The following is a 17,383-nucleotide window of genomic DNA, read 5'->3' on the forward strand; positions in this document are numbered from 1 at the left end:
TGCCGTCTGAGGTGCCGGAAAATGGCAATTGCAGGCCGCAGCTTGTCGCCAGGCCGGAGCCCGCTCGTCCCCTGTCCGGAATCTGCGACCGGACCGGCAGCGTTGTGTTGGACCGGTCGATCGATCCGACAATAGGCCTATCAAGAAATTAATAAGCCGGCGACCCGGGCGGAGTTCCGCATCCGGCCTCGGCGCGCAAGGCGTTTCGCGATGATCCCAAGAAAAACGACCCCACGCGTCGTCGTTGACAGGAGAGGGTCAATCCCGGTTGCGTGGAGGCGGCACCGAGGTCTCGGACGGTGCGAGGGGGGCGACGTGACGGACGGAACGACGGAGAATGGCGCGGTTCGGGCGGATCTGGTCCTGACTGGCGGCAAGGTCTGGTGTGGAAAGGGCCTGCCGCTCTGCGAGGCGGTCGCAACCTTCGGGGGGCGGGTCTTGGCCACCGGCACGGCTGAGGAGATCGCGCCGCTGATCGGGCCGGACACCTGTGTCGTGGAGCTGGCGGGGCGGCTGGCCACGCCGGGGCTGAACGACGCGCACATGCACCTGCTGCCCTACGGCACCTCCATGGCCGAGGTCGATCTGCGGACCTCCGCCGCGCCGACGCTCGAGGCGCTGCTCGGCGCCGTGCGCGAGCAGGCCGCGCGGACGCCGCAGGGCGGGTGGGTGATCGGGCGCGGCTACGACCACTTCAAGCTCGATGTCGGGCGCCACCCCTACCGGGAGGAGCTCGACGCGGCGGCGCCCGACCATCCGGTCTACATCGTGCGCACCTGCGGCCACCTCGCGGTCGCCAACACGAAGGCGCTGGAGCTGGCCGGGATCGACGAGGAGACGCCGGCCCCGCAGGGCGGCCTGATCGGGCGCGAGAACGGGCGCCTGACCGGCCTGCTCGCGGAAACGGCGCGGGAGCCGGTGATGGCCGTGCTGCCCGACGCGACGGTCGCGGATCTGGTGGATTCGATCGAGCGGGGCGGGCGGGACTGCCTGTCGCGCGGCCTGACATCGGTGATGGAGGCGGCGGTGGGCATCCGGGACGGCTGGACCGAGATGCTGGCCTATCAGACCGCGCATCGCACCGGACGGTTGCCGGTCCGGGTCTATGCCGTGCTGATGGGCGACAAGGGCCGCACGGTTCTGCCGCAGGCGCGGGCGGCGGGGATGCTGTCGGGCGCCGGCGACGACCGGTTCCGCATCGGGCCGGTCAAGATCTTCACCGACGGCTCGGCCGGCGGCAAGACCGCCGCCATGACCCGGCCCTACAAGGGTGGGGAGGAGCGCGGCTTGCTCTGCCTGCGCGACGACGAGCTGCTGGCGATGGTGCGCGAGGGCCACCGCGAGGGCTTCCGCTTCGCCATCCACGCCATCGGCGACGCCGCCATCGAGCAGGTGCTCGACGCCTACGAGGCCGCGCTGGCCGAGGCGCCCGACCCCGACCGCCGCCACCGGATCGAGCATTGCGGCTGGCTGCGCCCCGACCAGATGGAGCGGATGGCCCGGATGCACGTGCTGCCCGCGCCGCAGCCGGCGTTCCTTTATTATTTCGGCGACCTCTACCTCGACGTGCTGGAGGCGGAGCGGGTCCATGAAAGCCATCCGATGCGGACCTGGATCGATGCGGGGCTCGACCCGTCCGCCTCCACCGATTGTCCGGTGGTGGAGATCGACCCCTTCGCCAACATCTATGCCATGGTCACCCGCAAGACGGACCGGGGCACGGAGATCGGCCCCGACCACCGTCTGACCCCCGAGGAGGCGCTGCACGCCTATACCTACGCCTCGGCCTATGCGGCGCACGAGGAGGGGATCAAGGGGCGGCTGGTCCGCGGACAGCTCGCCGACATCGCCGTGTTCGACACCGACATCCTCGCCTGCGCACCCGACGACATCCTGTCCACGCGCTGCGACCTGACGGTGCTGGGCGGCGAGATCGTGTACGAGCGGGAGGGCGCCTCCGCATGATGACGCAGGTCGCCAACCGGCTCCTGGTGTCCATTCCGGTGCTCTTCGGGGTGCTGCTTCTCGGGTTCTTTCTTCTGATCCTCGTGCCCGGAGATCCGGCGATCGTGCTGGCCGGACCGATGGCCACGCCCGAGATCGTCGACGCCATCCGCGCGGATATGGGCCTCGACCGTCCCGTCCTGATACAGTTCGCAAGCTATCTGGGCCGGGTGTTGCAGGGCGACCTTGGCCGCTCGCTGATCTCCAACAAGACGGTCGTCTCCGAGCTCGCCGCCGCGATCGGGCCGACCGCCGAGCTGATGCTGGCCTGCCTGATCTGGTCGATTCCGCTGGGCATCGCCATGGGCACGTTGGCCGCCGTCCATCGCGGCCGGCTGATCGACCGGATCATCATGGCGATCTCGGTGGCGGGCGTGTCGCTGCCGATCTTCTTCATCTGCCTGATCCTGATCCAGCTCGTGGGCGTGCACTGGCAGCTTCTACCCTTCATCGGCCGCGGCGGCCCGCTCTGGACGCTGGAGGGGCTGCGCCACGTCGCGCTGCCGGCTCTGTCGCTGGGCGCGATCTTCATCGGCCCGGTGGCGCGGATGACCCGGTCCTCGGTGCTGGAGGTCCTCAAGCTCGATCATGTCCGCACCGCCCGGGCGAAGGGCCTGAGCGAGCGGCGGGTGATCCTGCGGCACGGGCTGCGCAACGCGTTGATCCCGGTGGTGACGCTGGTGGGCCTGCAGGCCGGCTACCTGCTGGGCGGGGCCGTCGTGACCGAGAGCATCTTCTCCTATCCCGGCCTTGGCCGGCTGGCCGTGGGCGCGATCCTGAGCTCGGACTTCCCGCTGGCGCAGGGGGCGATCCTGATCCTGGCGCTGGCCTTTATCCTCATCAACATGATCGTGGACATCCTCTACGCACTGCTCGACCCGCGGGTGCAGGCATGAGCGCCGCCGCCGACGCCCCTCCGGCCGACGGGCCGGCACCGGGCCGGGCGTGGTGGCGGCGGCTCCTGTCCGATCCGCTCGCGCTGACCTCGGCGGTGTTCCTCGCGCTGGTGGTGCTCTCGGCCGTCGCGGCCCCGCTGATCGCGCCGCATGATCCCTTCGCCAGCTCGCGCAGCGTCATGCAGCCGCCGGTCTGGACCGACACGGGAAGCTGGGCGCATCCGCTGGGCACGGACGGACAGGGACGGGATATGCTGTCCCGGTCGCTCTACGGCACGCGGCTGACCTTGCTGATCGGCGTGCTGTCGGTGGGGCTGGGTGGCGTCCTCGGTTCGATCCTGGGGCTGATGGCGGCCTTCAAGTCCGCGATCGACCCCTACGTGATGCGTGTCGTCGACGTGATGCTGTCCTTCCCGGCGATCCTGCTGGGCCTCGCGCTGGTCGCGGTGATGGGGCCGGGGGCATGGCCGGTGATCGTCGCGCTGGCCATCGCCACCGTTCCCGACTGCGCGCGCATCGCGCGCTCCATCGCCGTGAGCGTCATGAAGCAGGAATACATCGAGGCGGGCCGCGCGGTCGGCCTGTCCGACGCCGCCCTGTTCACGCGCTACCTGCTGCGCAACGCGATCTCCTCGATCATGATCTTCATCTCGCTGCGCTTCGGACAGGTCATCCTGATCGGGGCGGCGCTGTCGTACCTTGGCCTCGGCGCCCGTCCGCCCGTGGCGGAGCTTGGCATGATGGCGGCGCAGGGCCGCGATTTCCTGCTCTTCGCGCCGCATATCGCGGTCATCCCCTCGGTGCTGATCTTCCTCATCGTGCTGACGGCGAACGTGCTGGGCGACGCGCTGCGCGATGTGCTCGACCCGCGATTGCGGGGTTGAACGACCGGACCGAAACCACGCCGACAGGAAAAGGAACCGCCATGAAGATCCTACTTGCCACCGGGGCGATGCTCCTCGGCGCCGGGCTCGCCCAGGCGCAGGAGATCACGATCGTCCGCGAGGTCGACAGCAACAACTACGACCCGCACAAGACCACGTCACGCGCGGCGTCCGAAGTGCTGTTCATGATCGGCGACACACTCGTCTCGCTGGCCCCGGACATGCTGACCGTCGAGCCCGGCCTTGCCGAGAGCTGGGAGGTCAGCGAGGACGGCACCCTCTACACCTTCAAGCTGCGCGAGGACGTGCAGTTCTGCGACGGCAAACCGATGACGGCCGAGGACGTGGTCTATTCGGTGGAGCGCTGGATCGATCCCGACACGTCCTCGCCCGTCGCCTGGCGGGCCGGCGATGTCGAGAGCGTGACGGCCACGGACGACTATACCGTCGAATACAAACTCTCCGCCCCCTTCTCGGAGCTGCTCTACCAGCTGACCCAGAGCTTCGGCACCATTGTCGACCAGGCGAATGTCGAAGCGCTCGGCGACGATTTCGGCGTCACCGGGTTCAACGGCACCGGGCCGTTCTGCTGGGTCGAATGGACGCCGCGCGACAAGATGATCATCGAGCGTCACGACGCCTATACCTGGGGGGCGCCGTTCCACGACAACCAGGGTCCCGCCTCGATGGAGCGGATCACCTGGCAGATCGTCCCAGAGGAGAACACCCGGACGGTCGCCGTCCTGACCGGCCAGAGCGAAATCAGTCAGTACGTCCCCTATATCGCGCTGGAGCAGCTGAAAGGGGCGCCCAATGTCGAGGTGGTGCAGTCCGATCTGGCCTTCTGGACCTATTTCATGGGCTTCAAGATCGACAAGGAGACCGTGTCGGACCCGGCGGTGCGCCGCGCGATCAACCTTGCCGTCAACCAGGAGGCGATGGCCGAGGATCTGTTCTTCGGTGTCGTGCAGCCGGCCTATTCCTATGTCAGCCAGGAGGCGCTCGACTGGGACGCGTCGCTCGACGACACGCTGCTGAAGTTCGACCCCGAGGAGGCCAACCGCATCCTCGACGAGGCCGGATGGGCGCGCGGCGACGACGGCGTCCGCGCGAAGGACGGCGTGCGGCTGGCGCCGACGGCCTATGTCTTCGCTGGCTCCGGCTGGGCCAAGCTCTCCGAGGCGGTGCAGGCCTATCTGCGCGAGATCGGGGTCGACATGCAGATCCAGGCCTTCGACGCGACGGTCGCCTGGGGCAAGCTCGCCACGCAGGAATTCGACATGTTCGGGATGTCCTATCCCTACGTGTCCTCCGGCGATGCGCTGAACCTCTACTTCCGCAGCGAGAACATGCCCACGCCGAACCGGATGAACTGGAACGACGCCAGGACCGACGAATTGCTGCTGGCCGGCGCGACGGCGATCACGGACGAGACGCGGGCCGACAGCTACGCTCAGGTACTGAAGATCGTGCACGACGCAGCGCTCTGGCTGCCGCTCTATCACGAGCCGATGGTGATCGCGCAGTCCACCGAACTGGAGACGGTGACGCCGCACAACATCTACGGCGCCGGTCTCTACAAGGGCCTCGACCTGAAGTTCGCCGAGTGATCCCGACCCGGCCGCCGCGCCAGGCGGCGGCCGGACTCTTCCTCCGACCCGAAGCAGGAAAACCATGCCCGTCACCGTCATCCGAAACGCCGCCTGGATCGTCGCCCACGATGCCGCGCGCGGAGGTCACACCTATCTGCGCGACGGGGACGTCGCTTTCGACGACGACCGCATCGTTCATGTCGGCGGTCCCTATGACGGCCCCGTCGCGACCGAAATCGACGGGCGCGGCCGGCTGGTCTCGCCGGGCCTCGTCAACATCCATTCGCATCCCTCCTCGGAGGCGATGAACAAGGGGATGCTGGACGAGCTGGGCTCGCCGCGGCTGGGCATGTCGTCGCTCTACGAGTTCATGCCGCTGTTCCGGCCCGACGACGAGGGACGCCGCGCCTGCGTCGAGGTCACCTATTCGGAACTCCTCCGCTCCGGCGTCACGACCCTCGTCGACCTCTCGGTCGCCTGGGACGGCTGGATCGACACGTTCGCGGCCTCCGGTCTGCGCGGGGTCGTCGGCCCGATGTACCGCTCCGCCGCCTGGGGCACGCGGAACGGCCATGTCGTGGAGTACGAATGGAGCGCGGATGGCGGGCGCGCCGCGATGGACGAAGCCGTCGCCACGGTCGATGCGGCCATCGCCCACCCGTCGGGGCGGCTGTCGGGCATGATCTGCCCCAGCCAGATCGACACCTGCACGGCCGAGCTCATCGCCGACAGCTTCGCGCTGGCGCAGGAGCGGGGGCTGCCCTTCCAGATCCACGCCGCGCAATCGGTCGTCGAGTTCCAGGAGATCACCCGCCGCCACGGCGTGACGCCCTTCGAGTGGCTGGACGGGCTCGGGGTGCTGAAGCCCGGCGCGATCATCGGCCACGGCATCTTCCTCAACGATTACGGCCATGTCTTCTGGCCCGAGGCCGACGATTTCGGCCTGCTCCAGCGTTCGGGCGCGGCGATCGCGCATTGCCCCACCGTGTTCCAGCGGCGCGGCATCACCATGAACACCGTGGGCCGCTACATCCGGGGCGGCATCCCGGTGGGGATCGGGACCGACACCTATCCGCACAACATGCTCGAGGAGCTGCGCAACGCTCTCTATCTGAGCCGCGTCGTCTCGAAGAACCCCTACGACCTGCGCACCTCCGACATTTTCGACGCGGCCACGCTGGGCGGCGCGTCGATCCTCGGGCGCGACGACATCGGGCGGCTGGCACCCGGGGCCAAGGCCGATCTGTTCCTGGCGGACATCGCCGACCCGGCGATGATGCCGGTGCGCGACCCGCTGCGCTCGCTGATCTACGTCGCCGCCGAACGCGCGGTGCGCGACGTCTTCGTGGACGGGCGCCACGTGGTCGTCGACGGCGAGGTTCCGGCCTTCGACCTTCCCGACGCTTTGGCGCGACTGGAGGCGGCGCAGCGCCGCGCGGAGGCGGCATTCCAGGGGCTCGACTATGCGGGGCGTCGCCACGACGAAGTCTCCCCGATGGTCTATCCCGCCGCATGAGCGCGCCCGGCGACGCCCCGCTGCTGGAGGTCAGGGATCTCGAGGTCGAGTTCCGCATCGACGGCCATGCGCAACGCGCCGTGCAGGGCGTCAGCTTCACCCTGCATCGCGGCCGCACGCTGGGCGTGGTGGGCGAGTCGGGCTGCGGCAAGTCGGTGACGTCGCTCGCGATCATGCGCCTTCTGCCCCAGCCCCCCGGCCGCTACGCGGGCGGGTCGATCCGCTTCGATGGGCAGGAGCTGCTCGAACTGCCCGAGCGCGAGATGCGGCGCCTGCGCGGCGGGCGGATCGGCATGATCTTCCAGGAGCCGATGACCTCGCTCAACCCGGTCTATACCTGCGGCGACCAGATCATCGAGAGCCTCAGGCAGCAATCCGGCCTCGACGCCGCCGCGGCACGTGCCCGGGCGGTGGAGCTTCTCGACCTCGTGGGCCTGCCCTCACCGGCGAGCCGGGTCGACGACTACCCGCACCAGCTCTCCGGCGGGCAGCGACAAAGGGTGATGATCGCGCTGGCGCTGGCGAACGATCCCGACCTCCTGATCGCGGACGAGCCGACGACGGCGCTCGACGTGACGATCCAGGCGCAGATCCTCGACCTGATGGGCGACCTGCGCCGGCGGACCGGCGCCGCCGTCCTTCTGGTCACCCACGACCTCGGCGTCGTGGCGCAGACCTGCGAGGACGTGGTGGTGATGTATGCCGGCCGCATCGTGGAGCGGGCGCCGGTCGCCGCGCTCTTCGCCGATCCACAGCATCCCTACACGATCGGCCTGATGGCGGCCGTGCCCCGCATCGACGCGGCCGTCGGACGGCTCGAGACCATCCCCGGCACGGTGCCGCCGCCCTGGGCCCGGATCGCGGGCTGCCGCTTCGCCTCGCGCTGTCCGCTGGCGACGGATCAGTGCCGCGCCGAGGATCCGCCGCTGCGCGACCTCAGCCCCGGCCACGGCGTCGCCTGCTGGCGCGCGCCGATCGAGGCGGCGGCATGAGCCCGGTGCTGCGGGTCCGGGGCCTGACCAAGCATTTCCCGGTTCGTCGCGGCATGCTGCGGCGGGTGGTGGGGACGGTCCAGGCCGTCACCGATGTGAGCTTCGATCTGGCCGAGGGCGAGACCCTCGCCATCGTGGGCGAGTCGGGCTGCGGAAAGTCCACCATCGGGCGCAGCCTCCTGCGCTTGATCGAGCCCACCTCCGGCGCGGTCTCGCTCGACGGGGAGGATGTGATGGCGCTCGACGCGCGTGGCCTGCGTGACATGCGCAAGCGGATGCAGATCATCTTCCAGGATCCCTACGGCTCGCTCAATCCACGCATGAGCGTAGCCGAGACCCTGGCCGAGCCGCTGCGCCTGCACGGCCTCGCCGGTCCCGACGACGTCGATGCAAAGGTCGCCGAGCTTCTCGAAACCTGCGGCTTGCAGCCCTGGCATGCCGGGCGGTTCCCGCACGAGTTCTCCGGCGGGCAGCGGCAGCGGGTCGGCATCGCGCGGGCGCTCGCCACGCGCCCCCGGGTGATCGTCTGCGACGAGCCGGTCTCGGCGCTGGACGTCTCGGTGCAGGCGCAGATCGTCAATCTGTTGCAGGACCTGCAGGCGGAGTTCGGCATCGCCTACGTTTTCATCAGCCACGACCTTGCCGTGGTGCGTCACATGGCGGCGCGGGTGGCGGTGGTCTATCTGGGCCGGGTGGTCGAGCTGGCCGCGGCATCCGATCTCTTCGCCGCCCCGCGCCATCCCTATACCCGCTCTCTTATCGCCGCGGCGCCGCGGCCGGACCCGGACGCGCCGGTCGATCGCCAGCAGGTGGCGGGCGACCTGCCTTCGGCGCTCGCGCCGCCGCCTGGCTGTGCCTTCCATCCCCGCTGTCCCATGGCCGAGGCCCGCTGCCGCATCGACCGGCCGGAGCTGCGCCGGGTCGGCGGGTCGGAGGTGGCATGCCACTTCGCCGAACGCGCCCCGGACCGGAGCCCGGCGGTCGAGCGAACGCGATCCGACGCCTTGCGCAAGCGCCTCGCCGTGCTGCAGGCCGCACGGGACAACACAGCGGAGGATGCAGCCCATGCCTGAGACACCCGAGATGAACGGCGCCGAGAGCGTGGTGCGGTCGCTGCACGCGGCCGGGGTGAACGTGTGCTTCGCCAATCCCGGGACGTCGGAGATGCAGTTCGTGGACGCGCTGGACCGGACCGGCCTGATGCGCTGCGTGCTGTGCCTGTTCGAGGGCGTGGCGACGGGCGCCGCCGACGGCTATGCGCGCATGGCGGGGATGCCGGCGGTGACGCTTCTGCACCTCGCGCCCGGACTGGCCAATGCCGGGGCCAACATGCACAACGCGCGCAAGGCCCAGACGCCGATGGTCAACCTGGTCGGGGACCACGCGCTGCGGCATCGCGGCTACGACGCGCCCCTGACGGCGGATGTGGAAGGGGCGGCGGCGCCCTTTTCGGACTGGGTGCGCACGGCGACGGGGCCGGACAGCTTCGCCGCCGACGCGATGGCCGCGCTGGCGGCGGCGCTTTCGCGGCCGGGCAAGGTCGCCACCCTGATCGCGCCCGCCGATATCGGCTGGGAGGCAGGGGGCGTGCTGGCCCCGCCGCCCGCCGCACCGGCCTTCGCCGCGCTGGAGGAGGGCGTCGTCGCGCGCGCCGCCGGGATGCTGGGACCCGACACGGTGATCCTGGTCGGCGGAGGGGTGCTCGAATCGCCGGACGCGCTGGCGCGGCTCAACGGCATCTGCGCGGCGACGGGGGCCAGCTTGCGCGCGCCGACCTCCAACCGGCGGATCGAGCGCGGGGCAGGGCGGGCCGGGATCTCGAAGGTTCCCTATCCGATCGACCAGGCGCTCGACGCGCTGCGGCCCTTCCGCCGCGCCGTGCTGATCGAGACGGTGCCGCCCGTGGCCTTCTTCGCCTATCCCGGCCGGCCGAGTCTGCTGCTGCCCGAAGGCTGCGAGACCGTCACGCTCGCGGGCCGCGACGGCGACGGGCCGGCGGCGGTGGCCGCGCTGGCGGACCATGTCGGCGCCGATCCCGTCATTCCCGAGACGACGCGGCCGGCGCCTCCCGCCCCCGGCCCGATCACGCCGGAGGCGCTGGCGGCCGCCGTGGCCCACGCGCTGCCCGGGGGGGCGATCATCTGCGACGAGAGCCTGACCGGCGGCCGCGCGCTCTGGGGGGCGACCGAGGGCGCCGCGCCGCATTCCTGGATCTCGCTCACCGGCGGGGCCATCGGCGACGGCATCCCCATGGCGCTCGGCGCGGCGGTGGCCTGCCCGGACCGGCCGGTCCTTTCCCTGCAGGCGGACGGCTCGGCGATGTACACCATCCAGGGGCTGTGGAGCCAGGCACGCGAGAGGGCCAACGTCACGACGGTGATCCTCGCCAATCGCAGCTACCAGATCCTCAAGGCCGAGCTGACCGCCGTGGGGGCCAATCCCGGACGCTCCGCCCTCGACATGCTGAACCTCGACCGGCCCGATCTCGATTTCGTCGCGCTGGCCCGCGGCATGGGCGTGCCCGGCCGCCGCGTCGAGGATGCCGTCGAGCTGCAACATGCCATCGCCGCCGCCATGGCGGAACCCGGCCCGTATCTGATCGAGGCGGCCATGTAGGCGCCCCCCACCAGCAAGGAGAGACAGACATGTTCCGGACCGCCGCCCTGTCGCTCGCGCCGCCGCCGCACCCCATGCCATGACGACGCTGTCGGACGAGGTGGAGGGCGTCGTCGTCGATCTGCCTACCAGGATCGGCGCGCGCGTCGGCACCGGGATGGAGATCGTTGCCACCCGGTCCTCCGGCATCCTGCCGGATCCCGCCGCGGGCACCTGCGATTTCGCCGTCGCGCCCATGACCGGGGCGCGGGCGGCGAACCTCCTGCGCTTCGAGGGCTTCCGGTTCGTCGCGGCCGAAACCGAGCCGGTGGAAATGCCGCGTGGGCTCGCGGACCGGAGCATCGCGGTCAACGAGGGCTTGGTCGACCGTTTCCCGCGCGCGGGCGTCCGCTCCGGGGATCGGCTGGACGGTCGAGGGCTACGGCACCAATTCCGATGCCGGATCGGCACGCCCCCGCGAGAGGCGTGTACGCGAACCTTTCGGGAGCAGATCGGGTGAGTGATGGAGGCCTTCCCCGGCACACCTTTCAACCCGCGCATCGCCGCAGAATATGCCCCGAACATCCCGGCGGGGGCGCTGATCCCGGTGATCCTCTTGCTCCTGATCGTAGTCTGCGGCGCGGGGGTCGGCACGGCGCCCGCCTACCGCGGATCCGACCGGTTGCACCCGGTCGAGACGGTGGTCGTGGTCCATGCGTCCGTGTTTCGGGTGCTGCCGCCGGTCGTACCGATCCTTCTGGTGTTCTTCGAGCTTCCGATTGTCGATGTCGTCCTTTCGGCCCCGACGGTGCTGTTCGTCGCGCCTGGCGCGTTCGCCGGGGAGATCGTCCGGTCTGGCATCACCCCGCATGGCCAACGGGAGGCGGCGTGCTCCTCCGGCCCGGACACTGGCGTGGCGCTTCTTCACGTGACCTCGACGCAGGCGGCACGCGACGCGCTGCCCGACCCGATGTCGAACGGGGTGGGAATCGCGAAGCCGATCTCCCTCGCCTCGGGCGTCTCGCCGGGCGGGATGCCGCACGCCGCCGGCCTCGTGCGCTCGCTGAGCGACAACGTCTCGCCGCTCGTGCTCGCGGCGGGGATCCATCTCGCGCCGCTCTGGCCGGCGATCCGTCCGATCGCCCGGTCCGAGCGTCGCATCGCCACCTGAGGAGGAACCGGACCTATGCGAGAGATCGTCGTGGGAGGGGCGCAGCTCGGCCCCATTCAGCGGGCCGACAGCCGCGCCGCCGTGGTCGAGCGGATGCTCGCGCTGCTGGAGCGGGCGGCGAAGGAGGGCTGCGGGATGGTGGTCTATCCGGAGCTCGCGCTGACGACCTTCTTCCCCCGTCACTGGATGGAGGAGCAAGCGGAGATCGACGCCTGGTTCGAGACCGAGATGCCGGGCGACGCCACCCGGCCGCTGTTCGACCGGGCCCGCGCGCTCGGCATCGCGATCAGCTTCGGCTATGCCGAGCGGACGCCCGAGGACCGGCACTTCAACACCTCGATCCTCACCGACCGGGCGGCCCGGATCGTCGGCACCTATCGCAAGGTCCATCTGCCGGGCCATTCCGAATACGACGCCGACCGTGCCTTCCAGCACCTCGAGAAGCGCTACTTCGAGCCGGGCGATCTGGGCTTTCCGGTCTGGCGCAACCTCGACGCCTGGATGGGGATGTGCATCTGCAACGACCGACGCTGGCCCGAGGTCTACCGGGAGATGGGCCTGCAGGGCGTGGAGCTGATCGTGCTGGGCTACAACACGCCCTCGGTGAACAGCCAGAACGGCGCCGAGGGGCTGGAGCAGCGGCTTTATCATTCGGAGCTGTCGATGACCGCGGGGGCCTATCAGAACGCCACCTGGGTCGTCGGCGTGGCCAAGGCGGGCGAGGAGGACGGGCATCCCCTGATGGCGGGGTCGATCATCGTCGACCCGAACGGCTATGTCGTCGCCCGCGCCGAAGGGGAGGGGGACGAGCTGATCGTGCATGCCTGCGACATGGACCGCTGCACCTTCGGCAAGACCACGATCTTCGATTTCGCCCGCCACCGCCGGACGGAGCATTACGGGCGCATCACCTCGCAGACCGGCGTGGTCCATCCCGAATGACGCTCGCGCCGGACCTCGACGCGCCGGCGCCGCGCGACAAGCTGCTGACGGCGCCGGCGATCCCCCGGCCCGTGGCGTGGATCACGACCTGCAACCCGGATGGGCCGGTCAACGCGGCGCCGTTTTCGTTCTTCAACGTCTTCGGGCCCGGCCCTGCGTTGATCGTCGCGCGCCTCGGACATCGCGCGGGCGCCGGGCCGCAGGACACCATGGCCAACATCCGCCGGACGGGCGAGTTCGTCGCGAACCTCGCGACCGGGGAACCGCGCGGCGACATGGTGGCGACCGCGTCCGCCTATCCCGCGAGCATGTCCGGGGCCGCGGCGCTCGGTCTCGAGACGGCCCCCTCCCGGCGGGTCGCAGCGCCACTGGCGATCGAGCGCCGCCGGCTGGTCGGCCTCGACTTCTCGCGGGAGCGCGAGCTTTCGGTCGGGGCGGCGGTCGCGCCGGCCCTCCGCGACGGGTCGGTCGACCCGGACCGGATGCGTGTCGACCGGGCGGGCAACATGCCGGTCGCCGGATTCCTCGCCGACCGCTACGCACGGATCGTGGAACCCGACCCCTGTCGGATTCCGCCAACGCCAGATCAGGGAGACACAACGTGACCGCACGCATCGACCGCGACACCAGCGGCGTCTACATCATCGCCGCCACCCCCTTTGCCGAGGACGGCGCGCTGGATCTCGACAGCACCGACCGGATGGTGGACTTCTATCTGGAATGCGGCGTGGACGGCATGACCATCCTCGGCATCATGGGCGAGGCGCCCAAGATGGCCGGGGACGAGGCGGAGCGCTTCGCCCGCCACGTGCTCGACCGCGTCGCCGGGCGGGTGCCCGTCATCGTCGGCGTTTCGGCCGCCGGGCTCGACAACATGGCGCGGCTGGGCCGGTCGGTGATGGCCGCCGGGGCCGGGGGCCTGATGGTCGCGCCCCAGCCGGGCCTCGCGACCGAGGCCAAGCTAAGAGGCTACATGGCGCAGGTCTGCGCGGCGCTCGGCGACGCACCGATTTGCTTTCAGGACTACCCGCAGACGACCGGCGTGCAGGTCTCGGTCGAGACGATCGTCGGCCTGACCGTCGACTACCCGCAGATCGTCATGCTCAAGCACGAGGACTGGCCCGGCCTCGGCAAGCTCAGCCGGGTGCGCGCGGAGACCGGCACCGGCGACGTGCCGCGCCTGTCGATCCTGACGGGCAACTCGGCGCTGTTCCTGCCGCAGGAGATGCAGCGCGGGGCCGACGGGGCGATGACCGGCTTCGCCTATCCCGAGATGCTGGTGCAGGTCGTCGCCCGCCACCGCGCCGGCGACGTGGACGGGGCGGAGGATCTGTTCGACGCCTACCTGCCGCTCGTCCGCTACGAGCAGCAGCTGGGCCTCGGGCTCGCCATCCGCAAGGAGGTGCTGCGGCGCCGCGGCGTGCTGGCCTCCGCCCGAGTGCGCGCCCCCGGGCCGTCGATGTCGAAGCGCGACCACGAGGAGCTGACGCGGCTGATCGCCCGGCTGGAGAAACGATTGGGGGAGCTTGACTGATGGATACGAAACCGATGGGCAAGCGGGCGTCGTTTCAGGGGTCAGACCGTGTCCGCGCCCAAGCGGCAGCGGAGGCGGCGCGCCCGCGACGTCCGGGCCGCGGGACGCTCGAGACGTCCGGCGACGCCATCCATGCGGTCCGGGGAGGCGCGGCATGTTCGACCTGACCATAACCGGCGGCACGCTCGCCACCGCGACCGACACGTTCGCGGCGGATATCGGCATCACCGACGGCCGCATCGCCGCCCTGGGCCACGGGCTGGAGGGGCGCGACACGATCGACGCCGCGGGCAAGCTGGTCCTGCCCGGCGGGATCGAGGCGCATTGCCATATCGCCCAGGAATCCGCGACCGGCGGCATGACCTCGGACGACTACACCTCCGGCTCGATCAGCGCGGCGTTCGGGGGCAATTCCTGCTTCGTCCCCTTCGCCGCGCAGCATCGCGGCATGGGCGTGACCGAGACGCTGGACCTCTACGACAGCCGCGCCTCCGGCACCTCGGTGATCGACTACGGCTACCACCTGATCGTCGCCGACCCGACCCCGACCGTCCTTTCCGAAGAGCTGCCGGCCGCCTTCGCGCGGGGCGTCACGTCGTTCAAGGTCTTCATGACCTACGACCTGATGCGGATCGACGACCGGCAGTTCCTCGACATCCTGACGGTCGCCCGGGACTACGGCGCGCTCACCATGGTCCACGCCGAGAATTCCGGCATGATCGCGTGGATGACCGAGCGGCTTCTGGCGGCGGGCCACAGCCAGCCCCGCTACCACGCCGTGAGCCATCCCGCGATCGCGGAGGCCGAGGCGATCAACCGCGCCATCGCGCTGGCCCGGCTGGTCGATGCGCCGCTTCTGATCGTGCACGTCTCCACACCCGAGGGCGCGACCCTCGTCGCCGATGCCCGCCGCGACGGCGCGAAGGTCTTCGGCGAGACCTGCACCCAATACCTGTTCCTCAGCCGCGACGATCTGGATCGTCCGGGGATGGAGGGGGCCAAGTTCATGTGCTCGCCCCCCCTTCGCGACGAGGCCACGCAGGCGGCGCTCTGGCGGCATCTTCAGGCGGGCACGTTCAGCGTCTTCTCCTCGGACCACGCGCCCTACCGGTTCGACGCGACCGGCAAGCTCGCCCACGGCCCCGAGGCCAGCTTCAAGCAGATCGCCAACGGGATGCCCGGAATCGGGATGCGTCTGCCGATGCTGTTCTCGGAGGGCGTGCGCAAGGGCCGCATCACGCTCCAGCAATTCGTGGCGCTGTCGGCCACCAACGCCGCGCGGCTCTACGGGTTGAAGGCCAAGGGCAGCCTCGCCATCGGCATGGATGCCGACATCGCCATCTGGGATCCGGAGGAGACGCGCATCGTCACCGCGGAGATGCAGCACGACAACATGGACTACACGCCCTTCGACGGCCGGGAGGTGACGGGCTGGCCCACCACCGTGCTCTGCCGCGGCACCCGTGTGATCGCGGACGGGGCGCTGGCCGTCGAGCCCGGTCACGGGCGCTATGTCGCGCGCGAGAAGATCGACCTGACCGGCCATCCCGGCACCCGCGTGCCGGAACTGGACCCGGCCACCAATTTCGGCGCCCGGATCGTGCCGTGAGGGATCGGATCGTCGTCATCAACCCGAACTCCAACCAGGCCGTCACCGACGGCCTGGACCGTGCGCTGGCGCCCTTCCGGCTCGAGGGCGGACCGGGAATCGACTGCGTGACCCTGCGGGAGGGGCCGTTCGGTATCGAGAGCCAGCTCGATTCCGATGCGGTCGTCCTGCCGCTGGCCCGGATGGTGCGGGATCGGGACGACGCGGCCGCCTTCGTCATCGCCTGCTACTCCGATCCCGGGATCGACGCCTGCCGGTCGGTCGCGCCGGTGCCGGTCTTCGGCATTCAGGAGAGCGGCGTCCTGGCGGCGCTCGCGCGGGCCGACCGGATCGGAATCATCGGCATCTCGTCGGCGTCGGAGCATCGCCACAGGCTTTACATGCGACGCATGGGCATCGCCGCCCGCGTGGCGGGCGAGCGGGCGCTGAACATGAGCGTGGACGAGACCGCGCGCGGCCGCGGCACCTTCGATCGCTTGAAGGCGGTCGGGGCCGACCTGATCTCCGACGGGGCCGGGGCGCTGGTGCTGGGCTGCGCGGGCATGGCGGCCCACCGTGCGCCGCTCGAGGGCGAACTGGGCCTTCCGGTGATCGACCCGACCCAGGCCGCCGTGGCCCAGGCGATGGGGGCGCTTCTGGCGGCGCGCCTCTAGACAGGCTATCACGGCCGCATGAAGATCGCGCGCCGAAACGACCTGTCCCTGCGTTTGCTGGAGGTCTTCGGCACGTTGATGATCCACGAGACGACCGTCGCCGCCGCCGCCGAGCTGGGCATCTCGCAGCCCTCGGTCTCCAACGCGATCCGGCAGCTCGAGGCGCAGGTCGGCTTCGCCCTCTTCGGGCGGGAGCGCCAGCGCATGATCCCGACCGAGGCCGCGATGAGCCTGTTCCGCGAGGTGGCGCCCCTGTTCGATCAGCTGCGAAGCGTCGAGGCCCGCGTCCGCGACCTGCGCAGCGGCGCCGTCGGAAAGCTGCGCATCATGGCGACACCGCCGCTGGGCCACACGATCGTGCCGCGCGCCTTCTCGACGCTGATGCGGGCACGCCCGGGCCTGCAAGTGCAGTACGACGTGCGGCGCATGCAATACGTGATCGAGGAGATCGCCTTCGGCTCCGCCGAGGTCGGCCTCTGTCTCGGCCTCGAGAGCTATCCGGGCGTGTCGGTCGAGGTGCTGTGCATCGACCGGATGGTCGCGGTGATGCGCCGCGACCATCCGCTCTGCGCCCATGCCGTGGTCGGGCCGCGTGATCTGGACGCCCATGCGTTGATCGGGCTCGACCGGGATTCGCATCTGGGCCTCGCCGTGCAGACGGCCTTCGAGCGGGCCGGCGCACCCTACCTGCCGCAGGCGGAAGTCCGCTACTGCCACACGGCGGCGGTCCTGGCCGATGCCTGCAACGGCGTCGCCGTCGTAGACAGCTACACGGCGTCCTTTCTGCCCAACACCCAGCTGACGCATCGCCCGTTCGGCCCTCCGATCTCGATCCCGGCCTGCCTGATCACTCGCGAGGGCCACAAGCTGAGCCGGGTCGCCGAGGACTTCCGCGCCGCCATCCTCGACACACTCGCCGGGTAGGCGCAGGTTCCTTGTTGTTCGGAACCACGACGACGAAAAGCCGCCCCCTTGGCTTTCGGTTTGCTACGATA

At 70.3% G+C, this 17,383-nt stretch carries 16 protein-coding genes; all 16 read left to right on the forward strand.

What is annotated here, in order from left to right; genetic code table 11:
- Positions 1 to 315 precede the first annotated feature (315 nt).
- The 16 genes from Q1B08_RS14660 to Q1B08_RS14735 all read left to right on the forward strand — a co-directional run bounded on the left by Q1B08_RS14660 (position 316) and on the right by Q1B08_RS14735 (position 17,312).
- Complete coding sequence (locus Q1B08_RS14660) at positions 316 to 1,965, forward strand: amidohydrolase (RefSeq protein ID WP_299820352.1); 1,650 nt, start codon at positions 316 to 318, stop codon at positions 1,963 to 1,965.
- Entirely contained in the window at positions 1,962 to 2,900 is a 939-nt protein-coding gene (locus tag Q1B08_RS14665; RefSeq protein WP_299820355.1) for an ABC transporter permease, read from the forward strand. Before Q1B08_RS14660 ends, Q1B08_RS14665 begins: the two co-directional genes overlap by 4 nt.
- Positions 2,897 to 3,784 carry an ABC transporter permease gene (locus Q1B08_RS14670; RefSeq protein ID WP_299820358.1) on the forward strand — a complete coding sequence of 296 codons (888 nt, stop codon included), beginning with the start codon at positions 2,897 to 2,899 and terminating at the stop codon, positions 3,782 to 3,784. Before Q1B08_RS14665 ends, Q1B08_RS14670 begins: the two co-directional genes overlap by 4 nt.
- A 41-nt stretch (positions 3,785 to 3,825) precedes the next feature.
- Entirely contained in the window at positions 3,826 to 5,394 is a 1,569-nt protein-coding gene (locus tag Q1B08_RS14675; protein WP_299820361.1) for an ABC transporter substrate-binding protein, read from the forward strand.
- Between the two features lie 64 nt (positions 5,395 to 5,458).
- Entirely contained in the window at positions 5,459 to 6,892 is a 1,434-nt protein-coding gene (locus Q1B08_RS14680) for an amidohydrolase family protein (protein ID WP_299820364.1), read from the forward strand.
- Positions 6,889 to 7,884, forward strand: a complete 996-nt coding sequence (locus Q1B08_RS14685; protein WP_299820367.1) for an ABC transporter ATP-binding protein — start codon at positions 6,889 to 6,891, stop codon at positions 7,882 to 7,884. The genes Q1B08_RS14680 and Q1B08_RS14685 overlap by 4 nt, the downstream gene beginning before the upstream one ends.
- Positions 7,881 to 8,957, forward strand: coding sequence for a dipeptide ABC transporter ATP-binding protein (locus Q1B08_RS14690; protein WP_299820370.1), 1,077 nt, complete (start codon positions 7,881 to 7,883; stop codon positions 8,955 to 8,957). Before Q1B08_RS14685 ends, Q1B08_RS14690 begins: the two co-directional genes overlap by 4 nt.
- Positions 8,950 to 10,500: an acetolactate synthase large subunit gene (locus Q1B08_RS14695; RefSeq protein WP_299820374.1), complete on the forward strand. Its 1,551-nt coding sequence runs from the start codon at positions 8,950 to 8,952 to the stop codon at positions 10,498 to 10,500. The genes Q1B08_RS14690 and Q1B08_RS14695 overlap by 8 nt, the downstream gene beginning before the upstream one ends.
- Before the next feature lie 79 nt (positions 10,501 to 10,579).
- The gene (locus Q1B08_RS14700) at positions 10,580 to 10,999 is read left to right on the forward strand and encodes a hypothetical protein (protein ID WP_299820377.1); all 420 of its coding nucleotides are present in this window, start codon (positions 10,580 to 10,582) and stop codon (positions 10,997 to 10,999) included.
- Complete coding sequence (locus Q1B08_RS14705; RefSeq protein ID WP_299820380.1) at positions 11,000 to 11,650, forward strand: hypothetical protein; 651 nt, start codon at positions 11,000 to 11,002, stop codon at positions 11,648 to 11,650. It abuts the gene before it with no gap.
- A 15-nt stretch (positions 11,651 to 11,665) separates the two neighbouring features.
- Positions 11,666 to 12,592 carry an N-carbamoyl-D-amino-acid hydrolase gene (locus tag Q1B08_RS14710; RefSeq protein WP_299820383.1) on the forward strand — a complete coding sequence of 309 codons (927 nt, stop codon included), beginning with the start codon at positions 11,666 to 11,668 and terminating at the stop codon, positions 12,590 to 12,592.
- On the forward strand, positions 12,589 to 13,197 hold the full coding sequence (locus tag Q1B08_RS14715; RefSeq protein ID WP_299820385.1) for a flavin reductase: 609 nt from the start codon (positions 12,589 to 12,591) through the stop codon (positions 13,195 to 13,197). The genes Q1B08_RS14710 and Q1B08_RS14715 overlap by 4 nt, the downstream gene beginning before the upstream one ends.
- Positions 13,194 to 14,126, forward strand: coding sequence for a dihydrodipicolinate synthase family protein (locus tag Q1B08_RS14720; RefSeq protein ID WP_299820388.1), 933 nt, complete (start codon positions 13,194 to 13,196; stop codon positions 14,124 to 14,126). Before Q1B08_RS14715 ends, Q1B08_RS14720 begins: the two co-directional genes overlap by 4 nt.
- 154 nt (positions 14,127 to 14,280) lie before the next feature.
- A complete protein-coding gene (gene hydA / locus Q1B08_RS14725; RefSeq protein ID WP_299820391.1) occupies positions 14,281 to 15,735 on the forward strand; it encodes a dihydropyrimidinase in 1,455 nt (484 codons plus the stop codon).
- On the forward strand, positions 15,732 to 16,388 hold the full coding sequence (locus Q1B08_RS14730; RefSeq protein ID WP_299820394.1) for an aspartate/glutamate racemase family protein: 657 nt from the start codon (positions 15,732 to 15,734) through the stop codon (positions 16,386 to 16,388). The genes hydA and Q1B08_RS14730 overlap by 4 nt, the downstream gene beginning before the upstream one ends.
- Positions 16,389 to 16,406: 18 nt before the next feature.
- On the forward strand, positions 16,407 to 17,312 hold the full coding sequence (locus Q1B08_RS14735; protein WP_299820397.1) for a LysR family transcriptional regulator: 906 nt from the start codon (positions 16,407 to 16,409) through the stop codon (positions 17,310 to 17,312).
- Positions 17,313 to 17,383 lie beyond the last annotated feature (71 nt).

The sequence above is a fragment of the uncultured Jannaschia sp. genome, assembly GCF_947494025.1.
In the GTDB taxonomy this organism is placed as follows: domain Bacteria; phylum Pseudomonadota; class Alphaproteobacteria; order Rhodobacterales; family Rhodobacteraceae; genus Jannaschia.